Origin of the sequence: Bradyrhizobium sp. AZCC 2176 (genome assembly GCF_036924645.1) — a bacterium.
GTDB lineage: Bacteria > Pseudomonadota > Alphaproteobacteria > Rhizobiales > Xanthobacteraceae > Bradyrhizobium.
This window is the reverse complement of record NZ_JAZHRX010000001.1, coordinates 4,771,790-4,789,002: the sequence shown is the minus strand read 5'-3', so window position 1 is coordinate 4,789,002 and position 17,213 is coordinate 4,771,790. Positions and strand designations below refer to the sequence as shown.

General features: G+C 64.1%; 15 protein-coding genes. 10 read left to right on the top strand and 5 right to left on the bottom strand.

Features of this window, described 5'->3' with window-relative positions:
• Positions 1 to 16: 16 nt before the first annotated feature.
• Positions 17 to 2,176, top strand: coding sequence for a methylmalonyl-CoA mutase (gene scpA, locus V1288_RS22510; protein WP_334359132.1), 2,160 nt, complete (start codon positions 17 to 19; stop codon positions 2,174 to 2,176).
• 73 nt (positions 2,177 to 2,249) lie between these two features.
• Positions 2,250 to 3,011 carry a PdaC/SigV domain-containing protein gene (locus tag V1288_RS22505; RefSeq protein ID WP_442894041.1) on the top strand — a complete coding sequence of 254 codons (762 nt, stop codon included), beginning with the start codon at positions 2,250 to 2,252 and terminating at the stop codon, positions 3,009 to 3,011.
• 11 nt (positions 3,012 to 3,022) lie between these two features.
• Here the strand turns inward: V1288_RS22505 and V1288_RS22500 are convergent, their stop codons facing one another.
• Positions 3,023 to 3,493, bottom strand: a complete 471-nt coding sequence (locus V1288_RS22500) for an SRPBCC family protein (protein ID WP_334359130.1) — start codon at positions 3,491 to 3,493, stop codon at positions 3,023 to 3,025.
• A 220-nt stretch (positions 3,494 to 3,713) separates the two neighbouring features.
• Here V1288_RS22500 and V1288_RS22495 point away from each other — a divergent pair, with 220 nt between their 5' ends.
• From V1288_RS22495 to V1288_RS22465, 7 genes are all read left to right on the top strand, one after another.
• Positions 3,714 to 4,709 (top strand): tripartite tricarboxylate transporter substrate binding protein, encoded by a 996-nt coding sequence (locus V1288_RS22495; RefSeq protein ID WP_334359129.1) that lies wholly within the window; start codon positions 3,714 to 3,716, stop codon positions 4,707 to 4,709.
• 42 nt (positions 4,710 to 4,751) lie between these two features.
• Positions 4,752 to 5,237, top strand: coding sequence for a tripartite tricarboxylate transporter TctB family protein (locus tag V1288_RS22490; protein ID WP_334359128.1), 486 nt, complete (start codon positions 4,752 to 4,754; stop codon positions 5,235 to 5,237).
• Between the two features lie 3 nt (positions 5,238 to 5,240).
• Positions 5,241 to 6,752 carry a tripartite tricarboxylate transporter permease gene (locus V1288_RS22485; RefSeq protein ID WP_334359127.1) on the top strand — a complete coding sequence of 504 codons (1,512 nt, stop codon included), beginning with the start codon at positions 5,241 to 5,243 and terminating at the stop codon, positions 6,750 to 6,752.
• Between the two features lie 54 nt (positions 6,753 to 6,806).
• Positions 6,807 to 7,799 (top strand): methylmalonyl Co-A mutase-associated GTPase MeaB, encoded by a 993-nt coding sequence (gene meaB / locus V1288_RS22480; RefSeq protein ID WP_334359126.1) that lies wholly within the window; start codon positions 6,807 to 6,809, stop codon positions 7,797 to 7,799.
• Positions 7,796 to 8,440, top strand: coding sequence for a pyroglutamyl-peptidase I (locus tag V1288_RS22475; protein ID WP_334359125.1), 645 nt, complete (start codon positions 7,796 to 7,798; stop codon positions 8,438 to 8,440). Before meaB ends, V1288_RS22475 begins: the two co-directional genes overlap by 4 nt.
• A 177-nt stretch (positions 8,441 to 8,617) precedes the next feature.
• Positions 8,618 to 9,646 (top strand): IS110 family transposase, encoded by a 1,029-nt coding sequence (locus V1288_RS22470; protein WP_334356483.1) that lies wholly within the window; start codon positions 8,618 to 8,620, stop codon positions 9,644 to 9,646.
• A gap of 503 nt (positions 9,647 to 10,149) precedes the next feature.
• Positions 10,150 to 11,520, top strand: a complete 1,371-nt coding sequence (locus tag V1288_RS22465; protein ID WP_334361372.1) for a TIGR03808 family TAT-translocated repetitive protein — start codon at positions 10,150 to 10,152, stop codon at positions 11,518 to 11,520.
• 11 nt (positions 11,521 to 11,531) lie between these two features.
• Here the strand turns inward: V1288_RS22465 and V1288_RS22460 are convergent, their stop codons facing one another.
• The 4 genes from V1288_RS22460 to V1288_RS22445 form a co-directional block, all read right to left on the bottom strand.
• Positions 11,532 to 12,050 (bottom strand): TIGR03809 family protein, encoded by a 519-nt coding sequence (locus V1288_RS22460; protein ID WP_334359124.1) that lies wholly within the window; start codon positions 12,048 to 12,050, stop codon positions 11,532 to 11,534.
• A 552-nt stretch (positions 12,051 to 12,602) separates the two neighbouring features.
• On the bottom strand, positions 12,603 to 14,333 hold the full coding sequence (locus tag V1288_RS22455; protein ID WP_442893973.1) for a S8 family serine peptidase: 1,731 nt from the start codon (positions 14,331 to 14,333) through the stop codon (positions 12,603 to 12,605).
• Between the two features lie 34 nt (positions 14,334 to 14,367).
• A complete protein-coding gene (locus V1288_RS22450; protein ID WP_334359123.1) occupies positions 14,368 to 15,081 on the bottom strand; it encodes a hypothetical protein in 714 nt (237 codons plus the stop codon).
• Complete coding sequence (locus V1288_RS22445; protein WP_334359122.1) at positions 15,078 to 15,647, bottom strand: sigma-70 family RNA polymerase sigma factor; 570 nt, start codon at positions 15,645 to 15,647, stop codon at positions 15,078 to 15,080. The genes V1288_RS22450 and V1288_RS22445 overlap by 4 nt, the downstream gene beginning before the upstream one ends.
• Before the next feature lie 420 nt (positions 15,648 to 16,067).
• On the opposite strand from V1288_RS22445, the gene V1288_RS22440 reads away from it, so the two are divergent.
• Entirely contained in the window at positions 16,068 to 17,213 is a 1,146-nt protein-coding gene (locus tag V1288_RS22440; RefSeq protein WP_442893972.1) for a GGDEF domain-containing protein, read from the top strand.

The following is a 17,213-nucleotide window of genomic DNA, read 5'->3' as shown; positions in this document are numbered from 1 at the left end:
TGCTACAATGGGCACCATGAGCCGCATACCGAACTTCGCAGATATCGCCTTTGAAGCCACCGCGCCCGCGCAGCCCGCCGGCAGCGCCGAGCCGTGGCTGACGCCCGAGGGCATTCCGGTAAAGTCCGGCTACAGCGAGGCCGATCTCGAAGGTATCGATTTCCTGGAAACCTGGCCGGGCGCCGCGCCCTATCTGCGCGGCCCCTACCCGACCATGTATGTCAACCAGCCCTGGACCATCCGGCAATATGCGGGGTTCTCCACGGCGGAAGATTCCAACGCGTTCTATCGCCGCAACCTCGCCGCCGGACAGAAGGGCCTGTCGGTCGCGTTCGACCTCGCCACCCACCGCGGCTACGATTCCGATCATCCCCGCGTGTCCGGCGACGTCGGCATGGCCGGCGTGGCGATCGATTCCATCTACGACATGCGCACGCTGTTTGCGGGCATTCCGCTCGACCAGATGAGCGTGTCGATGACGATGAACGGCGCGGTGCTGCCGATCCTCGCGCTGTTCGTCGCGGCCGCCGAGGAACAGGGCGTGCCGCCGGAGAAATTGTCGGGCACCATTCAGAACGACATTCTGAAAGAGTTTATGGTGCGCAATACCTACATCTATCCGCCGGCGCCCTCGATGCGGATCATCTCCGACATCTTTGCGTACACCTCGCAAAAAATGCCGAAGTACAACTCCATCTCGATCTCCGGCTATCACATGCAGGAAGCCGGCGCGACACAGGATCTCGAGCTCGCCTATACGCTCGCCGACGGCGTCGAATATCTCCGTGCCGGGCTTGCGGCCGGCCTCGACGTCGACCGCTTCGCGCCGCGGCTGTCATTCTTTTGGGCGATCGGCATGAACTTCTTCATGGAAGTCGCCAAGATGCGCGCCGCGCGGCTTTTGTGGGCCAAGCTGCTGACGCAGTTCAACCCGAAGGACCCGCGCTCGCTGTCGCTGCGAACGCATTGCCAGACCTCCGGCTGGTCGCTGACCGCGCAGGACGTCTTCAACAACGTGATGCGCACCACCATCGAGGCGATGGCGGCGACGCAGGGCCACACCCAGTCGCTGCACACCAATGCGCTCGACGAGGCCTTGGCGCTACCGACCGACTTTTCGGCCCGGATCGCGCGCAACACGCAATTGTTCCTGCAACAGGAGAGCGGCACCAACCGCATCATCGATCCCTGGGGCGGCTCGTACTACGTCGAACGGCTGACCCGCGACCTCGCTGCGAAAGCCTGGGGCCATATTCAGGAAGTCGAGGCGCTCGGCGGCATGGCCAAGGCGATCGAGGCCGGCGTTCCGAAGCTGCGCATCGAGGAAGCTTCCGCCAAGACGCAGGCGCGTATCGACGCCGGCAAGCAGGCCGTGATCGGCGTCAACAAGTACAAGCCGGTCAATGAGGCTGCGATCGACGTGCTCAAGGTGGAAAACTCCACCGTGCGGCGGCTGCAGATCGATAAGCTGAAGCGGCTGCGCTCCGAGCGCGACCAGAAGGAAGTCGATTCTGCGCTTGCGGCGCTGACGCGCAGCGCCGGCGAAGGCAACGGCAATCTGCTGGCGCTGGCGATCGATGCGGCCCGGGCGAAGGCCACCGTTGGTGAAATTTCGGACGCAATGGAAAAAGTGTTCGGCCGTCATCGCGCCGAAATCAAATCCATCACCGGCGTCTACAAGCGGGAGGCGTCCGCCATGTCCAACCGGGTCGAAAAGGTGCAGGAACTGATCGATGCGTTCGAGACTGCCGAGGGCCGCCGCCCCCGCATCCTCGTCGCCAAGATCGGCCAGGACGGCCACGACCGCGGCCAGAAGGTGATCGCATCGGCCTTTGCCGATGTCGGCTTCGACGTCGATATCGGGCCGCTGTTCGCCACCGCCGATGAGGCGGCGCGGCAGGCGGTGGAGAACGACGTGCATATCCTCGGCGTATCGTCGCTGGCGGCAGCGCATCTCACCGCGGTGCCGGAACTCAAGGCCGCGCTGAAGAAGCACGGCCGCGAGGACATCATGATCATTATCGGCGGCGTGGTCCCGCCGCAGGACTATGAAGCGCTGTACAAGGCCGGCGCAGAAGCGATCTTCCCGCCCGGCACCGTGATCTCGGACGCCGCGGAAGAGCTGATCCACAAGCTCAACGCCCGGCTCGGCCACAGCAGCGAGGCGGCGGAGTAGTTCTCCGCCGGGCGCAGCTACCTCCAAAGGATCGCCCTTGCACGGCATTGCAATCCTTACACTCGTCAGGACAATTGGTTTTGCGGGCGCAGTCGCATGCAGTGCGGCGCTTGGTGTAGCGTTGGCCGCCGAGCCCAAGCCGGACTTTTCCATCAAGACCGAATGGATCGAGGCCAGCGTCATCCTCGACGCGAAGATCAAGGCCGATCCGGCGCTGGCGGCGAACTGCCTGGCCGAGGGTAAGGCATGGGTCGTGAAGAACCGCGCCGATGCCGACAAGGAACGCAAGCAGGACCCCGAATTGTTCCGCAACGCGTGGTCGTTTGAGCGGAAATACGAGACACGCTCGGTGGTCGACGGCCGCTATGTCAGCATCGTCAGGGCCGACTACGAATATACTGGCGGCGCCCACCCCAACAGCTCGTCCGATACCATCCTGTGGGACAGGTCAGCGGGCAAGCGCATCAGCATCCGTCCGTTCTTCACCGAAACAGCCGACAACGGCCCGACGCTGAAAGCGATGCGGCGAGGCGTCATTGCATCCCTCGAGGCCGAGAAAAAGAAGCGCGGCGCGGAAGGCACGGATGCCAGCGCGATCGAAGCCATCGAGCCGAAGCTTCTCAAGATCGGGCCTGTCTCGCTGGCGCCATCGACCGAAGCAGGCAAGAGCTCGGGCCTGACTTTTCACTACTCACCTTACGCGGTCGGCTCCTACGCCGAAGGCGAGTATGTCGCCTTCGTGCCGTGGGAGACTTTAAAGCCGTATCTGACGCCGGAAGGCGCCAGAATTTTCGGCGGCGCGCGACCGAAGGACGACGAAGAGCGGCCACAATAACAGCCGCAGCATCAAGCAGTCTGGCGGCCCAGCGCCCGCTCGAGCGAATGCGTCCAGTCCGGAATCCATGACTGGAACAGCGTCTGCCAGCGATCGGCATCCTGCGGCGCAGTATCGAGCTGCACCTTCCATTCGATATAGGTCCGATTGCCCTCAACGACCGGCAGCAGATGCATCGTCCCCTCGTAGCGCGTCGGCGCGGGCGCATCGGGCGTTGCCTCGGCAGGAAACGGCAGCGGATCGATGCCGGCATAGGTCAGCGTATGCGCTTCGTCGGAATGGCCGGCGAGCCGCTGCCTGATCCAGTTGCCGAGGTAACAGAAGCGCCTGACGGCGCCGACTTCGTCGCCGCCCTTGTCGTCCTCGATCATGCTCTCGCTGACGCCGTCGATATAGGCGGGATAGTTGTTGAAGTCGCGGATCAGGTCCCACACGGTTTCCAGGGGGTGGTTCAGCACGGTGCTGTAATAGGCTGTCGTCATGGTTCTCTCCGCAATCGATCGCGGCCCGATGACTGAGCCGCACATGAATACCTATTTCGGGTAGCCCGATCGTCGCCACCCGATTTCCGGATGTGGCGAGATACCCACCGGCGACGATCCCCTGATGAGCCAATGCCTTGCGACCACAACGCAAAGCCGCCTAGAATGTCGCATCACAAGAGCGTCCGGTTTCACGGATGCCGCAGGGAGGACCAACCTAATGTCCAAAAAGATCACGCGCCGCGCCTTTGCGGCTTCATCCGTCGCTGCCGCGGCCGTTGCGAGTTTTGGCTTCAAGCCGGCTTTGGCGCAGGCTTATCCGGCCCGGCCGGTGACCGTGATCGTGCCCTGGGGCGCCGGTGGCGGCACTGACGCGACCGCACGCATTGTGGCGGCGCTTTTGGAAAAGGATCTCGGCCAGCCGTTCAACGTGGTCAATCGCACCGGCGGCTCCGGCGTGGTCGGCCATTCGGCGATCGCGACCGCCCAGCCCGATGGCTACACCATCGGCATGCTGACGGTGGAAATCTCGATGATGCACTGGCAGGGGCTCACGGAACTCGCACCCAAGAGCTATACGCCGCTGGCGCTGATGAATGAGGACCCGCCCGGCATCCAGGTCAGTTCCGGCTCGCCCTACAAGACCGTGAAAGAGCTCGCCGACGCCATCAAGGCCGCGCCCGCCGGCAAGTTCAAAGCCTCCGGCACCGGCCAGGGCGGCATCTGGCATCTGGCGCTGGTCGGCTGGATGCAGGCGATGGGATTGCCGCCGAACCACGTGGCCTGGGTGCCGTCGAACGGCGCGGCGCCCGCGATGCAGGATCTCGCAGCCGGCGGTCTCGACCTCACCACCTGCTCGGTGCCGGAAGCGCGCGCCATCATCGAGGCCGGCAAGGCGCGCAGCCTGGCGCTGATGGCCTCGGCCCGCAACCCCGCCTTCCCCGACGTGCCGACGCTGAAGGAGGCGATGGGCATCGACTATTCGACCGGGGCATGGCGCGGCATTGCCGGCCCCAAGGGCCTGCCCCCCGACGTCGCGACCAAGCTCACCGCGTCGCTGAAGAAGGTTTTCGACTCCAAGGAGTTCAAGGACTTCATGAGCAATCGCGGATTTGGAACGGTGTGGGGTGACGCGACCGAATTCGCCGCCTTCATGGACAAGGGCGACGCCCAGATGGGCGTGGCGATGAAGGCCGCCGGCCTGGCGAAGACTTGATCTTGATCGGCTGACATCGTCCGAACTCCGCGGAGCTAGTCCATGCGTCTACCCGATCGCGTTACGGGGTTGTTTCTCGTTGGCCTCGGCGCGGCTGCCGCCTATGGCGGCTGGCAGTTGCCGCCGGTCCCCGGCCAGCCGGTCGGGCCGAACGTCTTCCCGTTGGTGATCGGAACGGGTCTGGCGCTATGCGGGCTCGCGATCGCGTTCGGGATCGGTCATTCCTTTGAAGAGGAAGAAGAGCTCATTCCGGTCGAAGGCGGCCAGCCGCCGCCACCGGCCGGAAAGCTTTACGGCCTGCGCGCCCTGCTGCCGCCGGCCCTCCTTCTGTTCTACGTGGCGGTGGCCGACCGGCTTGGCTTTATCATCACGGCAGCGCTGATCGTGTTCGTGACGTCGACCGCGCTCGGCGCCCGCTGGAAGCTGTCACTGCCGCTCGCCGTGCTGGCGCCGATCGGCATTCACCTGATTTTCTCGAAATTGCTGCGCGTGCCGTTGCCGGCCGGGCTGCTGCCGATGCCCTGGTGATCGATGCTGAAAACCCTGCTTGATGCGTTCGCGCTCATCTCCACCTGGGAAGTCATCATCTCGATGCTGGCGGCGTCGGTCTATGGCCTCGTCATCGGCTCGCTGCCCGGGCTGTCGGCGACCATGGCGACCGCGCTTCTGGTCCCCGTCACCTTCTATCTGTCGCCGATCGCCGCGATCGCCACCATCGTGGCAGCCTCCTCGATGGCGATCTTCTCGGGCGACATTCCAGGCGCACTGCTGCGCATCCCCGGCACCCCCGCCTCGGCGGCCTATGCGGACGAAGCCTATGCCATGACGCGCAAGGGAGAGGCTGAACTCGCGCTCGGCGCCGGCGTCTGGTTCTCCGCCGTCGGCGGCATCGCGGGCACGCTCTCGCTGATGATCCTGGCGCCGCCGCTTGCCGAAATCGCGCTGTCGTTCTCGACCTTCGAATACTTTTGGCTGGCGTTCCTCGGCCTGATGTGCGCCACGCTGGTCGCGCGCTCCTCGCCGGTGAAGGCGATCGCCGGCATGTTCATCGGCCTCTTGGTCTCCTGCATCGGCATCGAGAATCCAGGCGGCGTACCACGCTTCACGTTTGGGATGACTGATCTGTTCGGCGGCATCGAGCCGATCCCGGCGCTGGTCGGCGTCTTCGCCGTGGCGCAGGTGATGCGCGCGATGCTGACGCCGGAACCGCCGCCGATCCCGCGGCGCAAGTTCGGGAGCATCATGGCGGGCCAGTGGCTACTGACCAAAAAATATCACTGGCAGATGACGCGCGGAAACATCATCGGCATCATCATCGGCGTGCTGCCGGGCGCCGGCGCCGACATGGCCGCCTGGGTCAGCTACGCCATGTCAAAACGCTTCTCGAAAGAACCCGAGAAGTTCGGAACCGGCCATGTCGAGGGGCTGGTCGAAGCCGGCGCCAGCAACAACGCCAGCATCGCCTCGGGCTGGGTACCCTCGCTGCTGTTCGGCATTCCCGGCGACACCATCGCGGCGATTGCGATCGGCGTGCTCTACATGAAGGGCCTGAACCCCGGCCCGACGCTGTTCACCGAAAAAGCGTCGAGCATGTATGCGATCTACCTGATGTTCATCATCGCCAACATCATCATGATCCCGTTCGGCATCGCCATGATCCGTCTCGCGAGCTACGTGCTGCGCGCTCCCCGCTCCACCGTGATGCCGGTCATCATGTTGTGCTGCGCCGTCGGCTCGTTCGCGATCGGCAACAACATGTTCGGCGTCATCACCGTCGCGACCTTCGGGGTTATCGGCTACGTCATGGAAGAAAACGGCTATCCGGTCGCGGCGATGGTGCTCGGCATCGTGATGGGCACCATGATCGAGCAGAGTTTCGTCACCTCGCTGATCAAATCCGATGGCAGCGTGTTTCCGTTCTTCGAGCGGCCGATCGCCGCGATCCTCGCTGCGATGGCGATCGGCGCGCTGATCTGGCCGATGCTGGTCTGGGTGTGGCGGAAGCTCAAAGGCGCGCCCGTCCCTGCCACGTCGGCGCGCTGAAGGATTGCGCAGGGCCCCCTCGCCTGCCTGGCGCGGGCGTTGTAAACCAAGCCCATGACCCTGCCGAAGAATCCTTCCCCCGATGTCGGGAAACTCGCCAAAGAACTCCGTGCCGGCCACCGCGCGGCGCTGGCGCGCGCGATTACCCTGATCGAGAGCCGGCGTTCCGACCATCAGGCCGCGGCGCGCAATCTGGTGCAGGCGTTACTGCCCGACACCGGCAAGGCGGTGCGCGTCGGCATCACCGGCTCGCCCGGGGTCGGCAAGTCCACCACGATCGACGCGCTCGGCATGTTCCTGATCGAGCGCGGCCACAAGGTCGCGGTGCTGGCGGTGGACCCCTCCTCGGCCCGCACCGGCGGCTCGATCCTCGGCGACAAGACGCGGATGGCGCGGCTGGCGAACTCCGACCATGCCTTCGTCCGGCCCTCGCCTTCATCAGGCACGCTCGGCGGCGTCGCCGCAAAAACCCGCGAGGCGATGCTGTTGTGCGAAGCCGCGGGCTTCGACGTCGTGCTGGTGGAAACCGTCGGCATCGGCCAGTCCGAAACCGCGGTCTGCGACATGACCGATTTCTTCCTCGCCCTGATGCTGCCCGGCGCCGGCGACGAATTGCAGGGCATCAAGAAGGGCCTGGTCGAGCTCGCCGACATGATCGCGATCAACAAGGCTGATGGCGATAACGTCAAGCGCGCCAATCTGGCCGCGGCCGAATATCGCGGCGCGCTGCATATTCTGAGCCCCCGCTCGGAGCACTGGCACCCGCCGGTCCTGACCTATTCGGCGCTGACCGGCACCGGCATGGAGGCGCTGTGGCAGAAGATCCTCGATCACCGCACCGCCATGAACGCCTCGGGCGAGTTCGCGGGCCGGCGACGCGAGCAGCAGGTGAAATGGATGTGGTCGATGCTGGAGCAGCGGATGATGGCCCGGCTGCGCTCTGACGCCGCGATCCGTGCCAAGGTGAAGAAGACCGAGACAGAAGTGGCCGAGGGCCGTATCACGCCGGCGGTTGCCGCCGAACAGATCGCGGAGTGGCTGCGGTGAGCGAAAAGCTTCGCATTCTCGTCACCGGCTTCGGTGCGTTTCCCGGAGCGCCCTACAATCCAACGCAGCCGCTGGTGGCGCGTCTGACTCGCCTGCGCCGTCCGGCATTCACCGACGTCGAACTGTCCAGCCATATCTTTCCCGTGACCTACCAGGCGGTCGACCGCGAATTGCCGCTGGCATTGAAGAAGCATCAGCCACACGCGCTGTTGATGTTCGGCCTCGCTGGCCGCACCGCCTATGTCCGGGTCGAGACCCGCGCCCGCAATGCCGTCACCATGTTGTGGCCCGACGCCGCGCAAACCCGTGCCCGCAAGGGATCGATCGCTGACGGTGCCGATGCACAAAGATTCGGCCCGCACACGGCGAAACTGCTGCGTGCCGCTGAAGGTACCGGCCTCGATGCCCGCGCCTCGCGCGATGCCGGCAGCTATCTCTGCAATTACCTGAGCTGGCGCGCGATCGAGGCCGTCAATGCCGACAACGGCCCTCGCCTCGCCGCCTTCGTCCACATCCCGCCGCTGGCGCGCAGCGGCGCGCCCAGGCGCAAGGGTTTTCCGCGCATCACACTGGAAGAGCTGGTCGACGCCGGCGAAGCGATGCTGCTGGAAATGGTAAGGTTGGCGCGGCGGGCGTCGTAACTTCGTAGATGGGGTAACGGGCCCGGGTCTGCCCTCCAAGCAAGCCGCGCTTGCTACGGCGCTATTTGATGGCGCGCTGCGCGCGGCTTGCTTGGAGGGCGGGCGGTCGTCCCTCACATTGATGGTGTGACGGAGTCGAGGGATGAGCCTCGCTCCAAACATCGAGGAGAGACGACCATGAACTACTATGCCGGAATCGACGTGTCATTGGAATGCTCGAGCGTGTGTGTTGTTGACGCAAGCGGCAAGATTTTGCGCGAGGCCAGGGTGGCCAGCGAGCCGGAGGCGCTGATCGCCTGGTTCCGGTCGTCTGGCTTTGAGTTTGAGCGGATCGGGCTGGAGGCCGGGCCGCTGTCGCAATGGCTGTTTGCGGGGATGAAGGCCGCCGGCCTCGCCGTTGAGCTGCTGGAGACGCGGCACGTGCGGAAGGCGTTTGAGGCGATGCCGGTCAAGTCGGATCGCAACGACGCGCGAGGGATTGCGCAACTGATGCGGCTGGGCTGGTTCCGACCGGTCCACTGCAAATCGATCAGTGCGCAAGAGACCCGATCGCTGCTGACGGCGCGCAAGCTGGTGCAATCGAAGCTTCTCGACGTGGAGAACAGCCTGCGCGGGATCCTGCGCGGTTTTGGCCTGAAGGTTGGCAAGACGACCGGGCAGAAGTTCGCGGGACGGATCGAGGAACTCGTGGACGGCCACCCGCACCTGCAGATGATCGCCAAGGCGCTGCTGGCGGTGCGGGCGGTGCTGCGGACCGAGTTCGCAGCCTTCGAGAAACAGACCTGCAGGATGGTGCGGTCTGACATGCAGGCGCGGCTGCTGACGTCGGTCCCGGCGGTCGGCCCGATCGTGGCGCTGACCTATGCCAGCGCCATCGACGATCCAACCCGGTTCAAATCGTCGAAGCAGGCAGGAGCCCATTTCGGGTTGACCCCGAAGAAGCACCAATCCGGCGAGACCAACTACACCGGCCGGATCAGCAAGATCGGTGACGCCTCGGTGCGCACGGCGCTTTACGAGGCCGCCAACGTCATGCTGACCAAGCCGGTCAAAGGCTGTTCGCAATTGAAGAGCTGGGCCATGCGGATCAAAAAGCGCGCCGGCATGAGCAAAGCCAAGGTGGCGCTGGCGCGCCGGCTCGCGGTGATCATGCATCGCATGCTCGCCGACGGAACCCCCTTTAACGCCGCTGCGACGGCAGCCTGACAGGAGAGACGCAACCGTTTTCGGGCGGGTCACGACACCAGGCCTTCTCGAAGCGAAGTCCCTTCGCCGGGACGATGGATCAGGTCAGGCCGTTGCCCACCAGGTTGCCCTCGTGAGCACGCTCAACGTAGATTGGTCGACCTATCCTCTTCCAACCCCATCAGGTGGCGGCCCTGCGCCGACCCCGTACAGAAGCGAGACCCCGGCGAGCGGACAACGCAAAAGGGATTGACTAATCGAGGCCCGTTACAGAAGGGTGGGCAAAGCGCAGCGTGCCCACCGTTGCGTCCTGCGAATTGAAATGGTGGGCACAGCGCAAACGCACCTTTGCCCACCCTACGAACTTGGCCGGCACGACGAGCCGTAATTGTCGTACCCAACATTAACCCTACCCCGAACAATCGCCGCCTTTCTTCCCGGTCTTCAGCATGCCCGGCCGCAATTTCGCGATACCTATGAAGGCGCAAATGCCGCGACCCGCAGAGCGCGAGGACCGTTCAGTCATGCATGTCAACCGCCGCCATCTCATTGGAACGTCCGCCGCCGGTATCGCCGGTGCGCTCGCCATATCGCCCGACGCTGCGCGCGCAGCACCACCCGCCTCCGCGCTCGGGCGCGACGTCACGCAGTATGGCGTCCGCCCGGGCAGTCCCGACGATCAGACCAAAAACCTGCAGCGCGCGATCGACGAAGCCGCACGCGCGCAAGTGCCGCTGGCGCTGCCGCCCGGAGTCTATCGCACCGGCATGCTGCGCCTTTCGAACGGCACGCAACTGGTCGGCGTGCGCGGCGCGACCAAACTCGTGTTCAATGGCGGCCCTTCGATGCTGCAGGGCGAAGGCGCCAACAATGTCGGCCTGACCGGCATCACCTTCGATGGCGGCGGCATTGCGCTGCCGGAGCGGCGCGGGCTCGTGCATTGCCTCGGCGGGCGCGACGTCCGCGTCGCCGATTGCGAAATCGCGGCCAGTGGCGGCAACGGCATCTGGCTCGAGCAGGTTTCCGGCGACATCTCCGGCAACATCTTCAGGAAGATCGCGACAACGGCGGTTGTATCGTTCGACGCGCTGGGCCTGATCGTGTCGCGCAACACCATTACCGATACCAATGACAACGGCATCGAGATCCTGCGCACGTCGATCGGCGACGACGGCACCCTGGTCGCAGACAATCGCATCGAGGACATCAAGGCCGGCCCCGGCGGCTCCGGGCAGTATGGCAATGCCATCAACGCCTTTCACGCCGGCAACGTGATCGTGCGCGGCAACCGCATCAAGAATTGCGACTACTCCGCGGTGCGCGGCAATTCGGCCTCGAACATCCAGATCACGGGCAACAGCGTCAGCAATGTCCGCGAGGTCGCGCTCTATTCGGAATTCGCGTTTGAAGGCGCGGTGATCGCCAACAACACCGTCGATGGCGCCGCCGTCGGCGTCTCCGTCTGCAATTTCAACGAGGGCGGACGCATCGCCGTCGTGCAGGGCAACGTCATCCGTAACCTGCTGCCGAAGCGGCCGATTGGCACCGCGCCCGATGACGACGCCGGGATCGGCATCTATGTCGAGGCGGACTCGACGGTGACAGGCAACGTGATCGAGAACGCGCCGTCGTTCGGCATCATCGCCGGCTGGGGCAAATATCTGCGCGATGTCGCCATCACGGGCAATGTGATCCGCAACGCCTTTGTCGGCGTCGGCGTATCGGTGCTGCCAGGCGCCGGGACGGTGCTGGTCAACAACAACATGATTTCGGAAACCCCGCGGGGCGCCGTGGTCGGGCTCGACCACGCCCGTACCATCACGACTGATCTGTCAGCCGAAGGCGCCCAGCGCTACGCCCAGTTGGTGGTCGGGGGCAACGCGGTGCGGCGCTAGCTCGCGCCGTGCTACAGCGCGTTGCGCAGCAGCGGATAGCGTTCCTTCATCGAATCGAGATCGAGTGCAGGGAACTGCATTTCGTCGAGCGCAAGCACAGCGGGTACGGAAGGCGCCTCATTCGCAACGACGAGCTGGCTTTCCAGCGCGACCAGAACATCAGCGGGAATATCCCGCGGCGGTGTGGCGGCAGTCGGCGCGGGCTGCGGCTTCAGGTGCACAACCGGCTGACGGAATCCTTCATCGCGCGGCAGCGGCGTCAGCAGCAGCGGCGCCGTACGACGGCGGCCGAGCCAGGCCAGGTCGATCGCCGTGTTTTCGAGCGACGCTTCCCGGCTCAACAGGTCCCGCCAGATTTCGACGGCGGCCTTGGCTTCCTGGATGTTTTCGAGAAATTCGACTTCGGTGTGATAGCGGCGCCAGCGCCCGCTCTCGAACAGTTCGGTGAGGTGTTCCAGCCGTTGCTCGGCAAGGTTGCACCAGCGCGCAACGATGTTGCGGCCGCGCGCCACGTCTGCAGGATGTGCCATAAATCAGCCCGTAAAAAAGAGACGGACGCAGACGCAACCGAGACGAATCAATTGGACGTGACATGGATATTCTGTGGAAAACTTTCTTGTTGTCCAGTGCGCGCGGCTATGGAACGCGCAGCGATCGAAAAAACCCGCACAAATACGGAGTTGTCCGTTCTACTCGCCGTCAAGCCGCATGGCAGCATGACCGCGTTGCGAAGCGCGCCCTCGATCATTTCGCTTGGGAAGACACGGGAAAAGTACCGCGCGTCACGCAGTCGACCGGAACGTCTGCGCGGCGGCGGCCTACGCCGACACCGCACATGATGCAGCATCTTCCAGGAACCCTGTGCCGAAAATGAAAGACCCGTCCGGGGGGACAACCGGACGGGTCAAGCCATATGGGGCGCTTGGGGTGGATGGGCGCTCGCGCCGAATACAGCCGATGGGGAGGGATTACCGCTCCCACATGGATAAGTCGCAACACCCTCGCTGGACGTTCAAAACGCCGGACGATTTTTTTTAACCCTGAGTTCGGGGACGATTGCCGGAAAACCGCTGCGCAGCAGGCTATTTCTCGGCGTTTGCGGCCGATTTGTCCGACGCCATCGACGGCGGGGAGTCATTCAGCGCCCGGCTCACGGAAGCGTTATCGGCAGACGGGTCGAGCGCCGGCATTTTTTCTCCCGCAGGCTTGCCGGAAACAGAGGCAAGCGGAACCGCCGGCGCGGCGGTCGCCGCAGTCACCGCGGCAAAGGCGTCGGCCTCACCTGCTCCAAACTGATCGTCGCGGCCAGGGGTGCCCAGATCGCGGGCGGTCTTCGTCAAGAGCGCGCGAACATCGTTCGGTTTCAACGCAGGATTGTGCTCCAGCATCAGCGCCGCGACGCCGCTGACATAGGCGGCGGAGAATGAGGTGCCCGACGTGATCTGATATTTTTCATCCGGCGCCGGCAGGAAAATATCCGCGCCCGGCGCCGATATCGCGATGTGGTTGCCCCGGTTGGACGCCACGAACAGCTTTTCCTGTGCGTCGGTTGCGCTCACCGCAATGACGTTCGGATTGGCGGCTGGATAGAGCGGCGGCGATTTCGCGCCGGCATTGCCGGCCGCAGCCACCATCAGGATGCCGCGGGCGGCGGTGGCGGCGATCCCCCGCTCGATCAGCGGATCCTTCGGGCCGGCAAAGCTCATGTTGATGATCTGCGCACCATGCTCGGCCGCATAGTCCAGTCCCCTCAGGATCACATAGGACGTGCTCTCCGCGCCCTTCGATCCTGCGCCGAATGCGCGGATCGCTATCAGCCTCGCCTCCGGCGCGCTGCCCATCAGTCTGGCATGCGCGACGATCGCCCCGGCAATGCCGGTGCCGTGGGTATGCGGACCTTCCTTGCTGCCGAGCGCGTCGAAACTGTCGGCGACCGAATTGGCGAGTTCGGGATGTTTGGCGTCGACACCTGAATCGATCACCGCGATGGTGACATTCATGCCGCGGACAAGCGCGTGCGCCTGCGGCAGTCGAAGCCGGGCGATCGCGTATTGCGCGGCGTCCCCCTCGGTCGAAGCCTTCTGATCCTGCAGGAAATAACGGAAATTGAGCTGCACCGAACGCACGCTGCCGTCAGCCGCAAGCTCGCGGCGCACCGCATCCACCGGCCGGTTATCGACGATGCGGAACAGGCCGATGGTTCCGCCGAGCAGCGGGAAGCTCTGCGAAGTGATGCGCTCCAGGCCGTGACGCCGCGCCAGTTCATCGGCCTCGGCGGTGGATAGCGCGCCGTCGATTTCGGCGACGAGTTCATTCTTGATCGCGCGCAGATTGACCGCCGCCTGCGCATTGTTTTTGCCCGCCCCGCCATTGCCCTTCTTGGCCGAAGCGCCGTTGCCGCCGCCGGCCGACATGACCGGACGATCGAAGCATTCGCCGTCGGGCCCGCGAAGCGCATTCTGGCAGGCCGGATAGAGGTTGGGCGAAAACCGCGCATGGGGAAGCGTCGACGGCACGCCGGCCCCCGGGCGGACTCGCAGGGTCGAACTCATGGTGCCGATCCGGGACGGCGGCGTCCGCACCACTCGATCGGCGCTCACGCTCGGTCGAGCCGCGATACTGGGATTGATCCGCGGCGTCACCGTTGGATTGATGGTAGGCGCCCGCGCCCCGACATTGAGATTGGGCGTGCGCATGATGCTCTGCGCATGAACCGCCGGGGCTGCGAAAACCATCCATGGCAGAAACGCCGCCGACAAAATCAATGCCGCGCGGCGAGTCTTCATCAGCCAGTTCGGGCCATCGTGAACCATGAAACCTCGGCCTTCCCCAGGGCGCGCCGACCCCTTAAGGCGTTGCGACCGCGAGGCTGACGATCTTCTCGCGCTGCAGCCTGCCGATCAGGCCGGCGGCTTCGTCCTTGCTCATCGCCTTGTTGCCGAACTGCAGCCGGAACATGCCGCCCTTGGCGCCGTCGACGATCGAGGCCTGATAGTTGTCGAGCAGCGCGGTGATGTCGGCAATGCGCGCTTCCGGCGCAAACCGCACCAGCGCGCGCGGCGGCGCGGCCGCAACGCCGAGATTACGGGTGATGGGCGCCGAAGAAGATTCGTTCAGGCTCAGCGACGCGGTCTGGAACGAAGCGGTCTGGTTCTTCATCAGCACGGCGCCGATCACCCCGGCCTGCAACAGCAGCGCCACCGCGCCGAGGCTCGCCGACCAGGCCAGCGTACGCGGCGACAGCCGTGTGAAAAATTCCGATATCCGGGCGGACAGGCTGACCGAAAGCGATGGCTTGCGCACGGGCTCTCCGTCGATCGCGGCAAACAGCTTCGCCATGGCGCGGGCGGACGGCGCACCCAGGCTCTCGTTCAGGCTGATCGTCTCGGCATATTCCTCGCGGATGACGGCGTATTGCCGGGCAAGCTCGGGATCGCCGGCGAGCGCCTCCTCGACGCGGCGGGCATCACGCGCGTTCAGGGTGCCGGCCGCATGGAACGGCAACAGCATCTCGATTTCGCTGGGCTCTTGATCCAGCATCTTTTTGCTCGCTGCCATCATGGCCAACCTCGCTCTATGCCTGCTGCTTTGAGCAACTCGGCCAATTTCTTGCGCGCATAAAACAGGCGCGTCTTGACGGTGTTCTCCGGAATACCGACGATTTCGGCCACCTCCTCCACAGACTTCTCGTGGTAGTAGACGAGATCGACAATCTCCCGATGCTCTGGCGAAAGCGCCGTCAGGCACTTGCGCAACGCTTCACCCGTATCCTTCTTCTGCACCACCACTTCCGGATCGTCGGAGGTGTCTTCGATCGCGTTGGCGGTGTCTTCATCCAGTCCAACGTCCTTGCGGCGCCTAAGCGCCGACAGGGCCTTGAACCGCGTAATCGCCAACAGCCAGGTGGTAACGGCGGATCGGCCTTCGAACTTGCCGGCCTGACGCCACACATCGAGGAAAACCTCGCTAATGAGATCTTCCGCAATCTGCTCGTCCCTTACGAGCCGAAGCCCGAAACGGAACACCCTGACATGGTGCCTTCCGTAAAGCACCTGCATGGCGAGCCGGTCGCCTTGAGCGATCCGAGCGATCAGAACTTCGTCTGAAGCCGCCTGTGACGCGTTCAATGGCCGTCTCGCAAAGTTGGTCTGACGGGAAAGGCCGGCGGTTCGATGTGAAAGGTGAGATTCTTCACATTGCGGCAATGCCCGGATTGCATGTGTGATCTACCGCACAGACAGACATTACCTGGCCATTTTCCCGGCAAGTACGAGCTGAACCCTAGTATCGGTACCATAATACGGAAACACTTTCCTAAAGACGCGCCACCCACGACCTTAGCAAGGCTTCGCCGACAGGGGCAGCATCTGCTTCACGCCCGGGCGCTCCCGGTAAGCGGGTTCCGCACTATCGGAATCCGGCAAATTTCCGTTACGAAACAGTGCAATGGCAGGGTTTTAACGGAGTCGATTCGACGGCAAAGGATACCAAACCTAAAGGCTTTATTCCCTAATGTTTCGTCCGGCATACTCCAATAGCGACGGGACATGAGCAGCGCGGCTTTATTGCTTCAGGGGCAAGCATCCCACAGTACGGCCGCGGCGGTCCGACTGCCGCTGGAAGTATTGAAGCGCCGCACCGGCCAGCGCCGCCAGATGCTTGCCGTGCAAGGCGTCAGCTACACGCTCATCACCTCGGTGCTGCTGGTCTATTGCTACGCCGGCACCATCTCGATCGTCATTCCGTCGACCTATTTCCTGGCCGGCGTTGGATTGGTGGCGATCTTCGTCGCGCTGTCGGAGGCCAATTTCAACGACCGGTTCGAGGATCACTATCTCACGATCTTCCAGGTCGGCGGCCACGTCGCGCTTCAGCTCTGCTTCCTGCTGGCGGCGCCCGAAATCGGATTTGCCTTCCTCAGCGTTGTATTCCTCATCTTCGGATTCGGCGCGCTGCGGATGACGTCGCGGCAGGCCATCCTCACGTGGACACTCACGATGATCGGCCTCGCCCCGATCTTCCTGCTGACCAGCACGCCGATCGGTCTGCCGGTTGCGACCCAGACCGAACGTGTCGCCGCGATGCTCTCCTATGTTCTCACGATCGGACAATGCGCGTTCGTCGGGTTATACGGCAGCTCCATGCGCAAGATGCTCTACGACCGCAGCTTCGAGCTCAAGGCGGCCTACAAGCGGATTGAGGAGTTGGCCGAACTCGATGAACTGACGGGGGCGTCCAACCGGCGCTGCATCATGCGAATGCTGGAGGAGGAGATCGTACGGTCCGAGCGCAACGGTTCGCCCTGCTCCATCGCGCTGATCGACCTCGACTGGTTCAAGCGCATCAACGACGCCTACGGCCATCCGACCGGCGACGAGGTGCTGCGGACATTCTCGATCACCATGTTCGCCAACATCCGCAGCGTCGACCGGTTCGGCCGCTATGGCGGCGAGGAATTCCTGCTGGTGCTACCCGACATGGACGCCGCCCAGGCCATGCGGGCGCTCGACCGGTTGCGCGCCATTATTGCCGATCTCGACTGGAGCGCGTTCTCGCCCGGCATGAAGGTGACGATGTCGGCAGGCGTTGCAACGCTTAATCCGAACGAGACGTCAGACACATTTCTCGCGCGCGCCGACAGCGCGCTTTATGCAGCCAAGGCACAGGGACGCAACCGCATTACCCGCGCCTGA

Excerpts from the sequence above, each read along its gene's own strand:
- scpA (WP_334359132.1), top strand. The coding sequence starts at position 17 with ATGAGCCGCATACCGAACTTCGCAGATATCGCCTTTGAAGCCACCGCG.
- V1288_RS22455 (WP_442893973.1), bottom strand. The coding sequence starts at position 14,333 with ATGGTTCACGATGGCCCGAACTGGCTGATGAAGACTCGCCGCGCGGCA.
- V1288_RS22470 (WP_334356483.1), top strand. The coding sequence starts at position 8,618 with ATGAACTACTATGCCGGAATCGACGTGTCATTGGAATGCTCGAGCGTG.
- V1288_RS22495 (WP_334359129.1), top strand. The coding sequence starts at position 3,714 with ATGTCCAAAAAGATCACGCGCCGCGCCTTTGCGGCTTCATCCGTCGCT.
- V1288_RS22500 (WP_334359130.1), bottom strand. The coding sequence starts at position 3,493 with ATGACGACAGCCTATTACAGCACCGTGCTGAACCACCCCCTGGAAACC.
- V1288_RS22440 (WP_442893972.1), top strand. The coding sequence starts at position 16,068 with ATGAGCAGCGCGGCTTTATTGCTTCAGGGGCAAGCATCCCACAGTACG.
- V1288_RS22460 (WP_334359124.1), bottom strand. The coding sequence starts at position 12,050 with ATGGCACATCCTGCAGACGTGGCGCGCGGCCGCAACATCGTTGCGCGC.
- V1288_RS22490 (WP_334359128.1), top strand. The coding sequence starts at position 4,752 with ATGCGTCTACCCGATCGCGTTACGGGGTTGTTTCTCGTTGGCCTCGGC.
- V1288_RS22465 (WP_334361372.1), top strand. The coding sequence starts at position 10,150 with ATGCATGTCAACCGCCGCCATCTCATTGGAACGTCCGCCGCCGGTATC.
- V1288_RS22485 (WP_334359127.1), top strand. The coding sequence starts at position 5,241 with ATGCTGAAAACCCTGCTTGATGCGTTCGCGCTCATCTCCACCTGGGAA.
- meaB (WP_334359126.1), top strand. The coding sequence starts at position 6,807 with ATGACCCTGCCGAAGAATCCTTCCCCCGATGTCGGGAAACTCGCCAAA.
- V1288_RS22450 (WP_334359123.1), bottom strand. The coding sequence starts at position 15,081 with ATGATGGCAGCGAGCAAAAAGATGCTGGATCAAGAGCCCAGCGAAATC.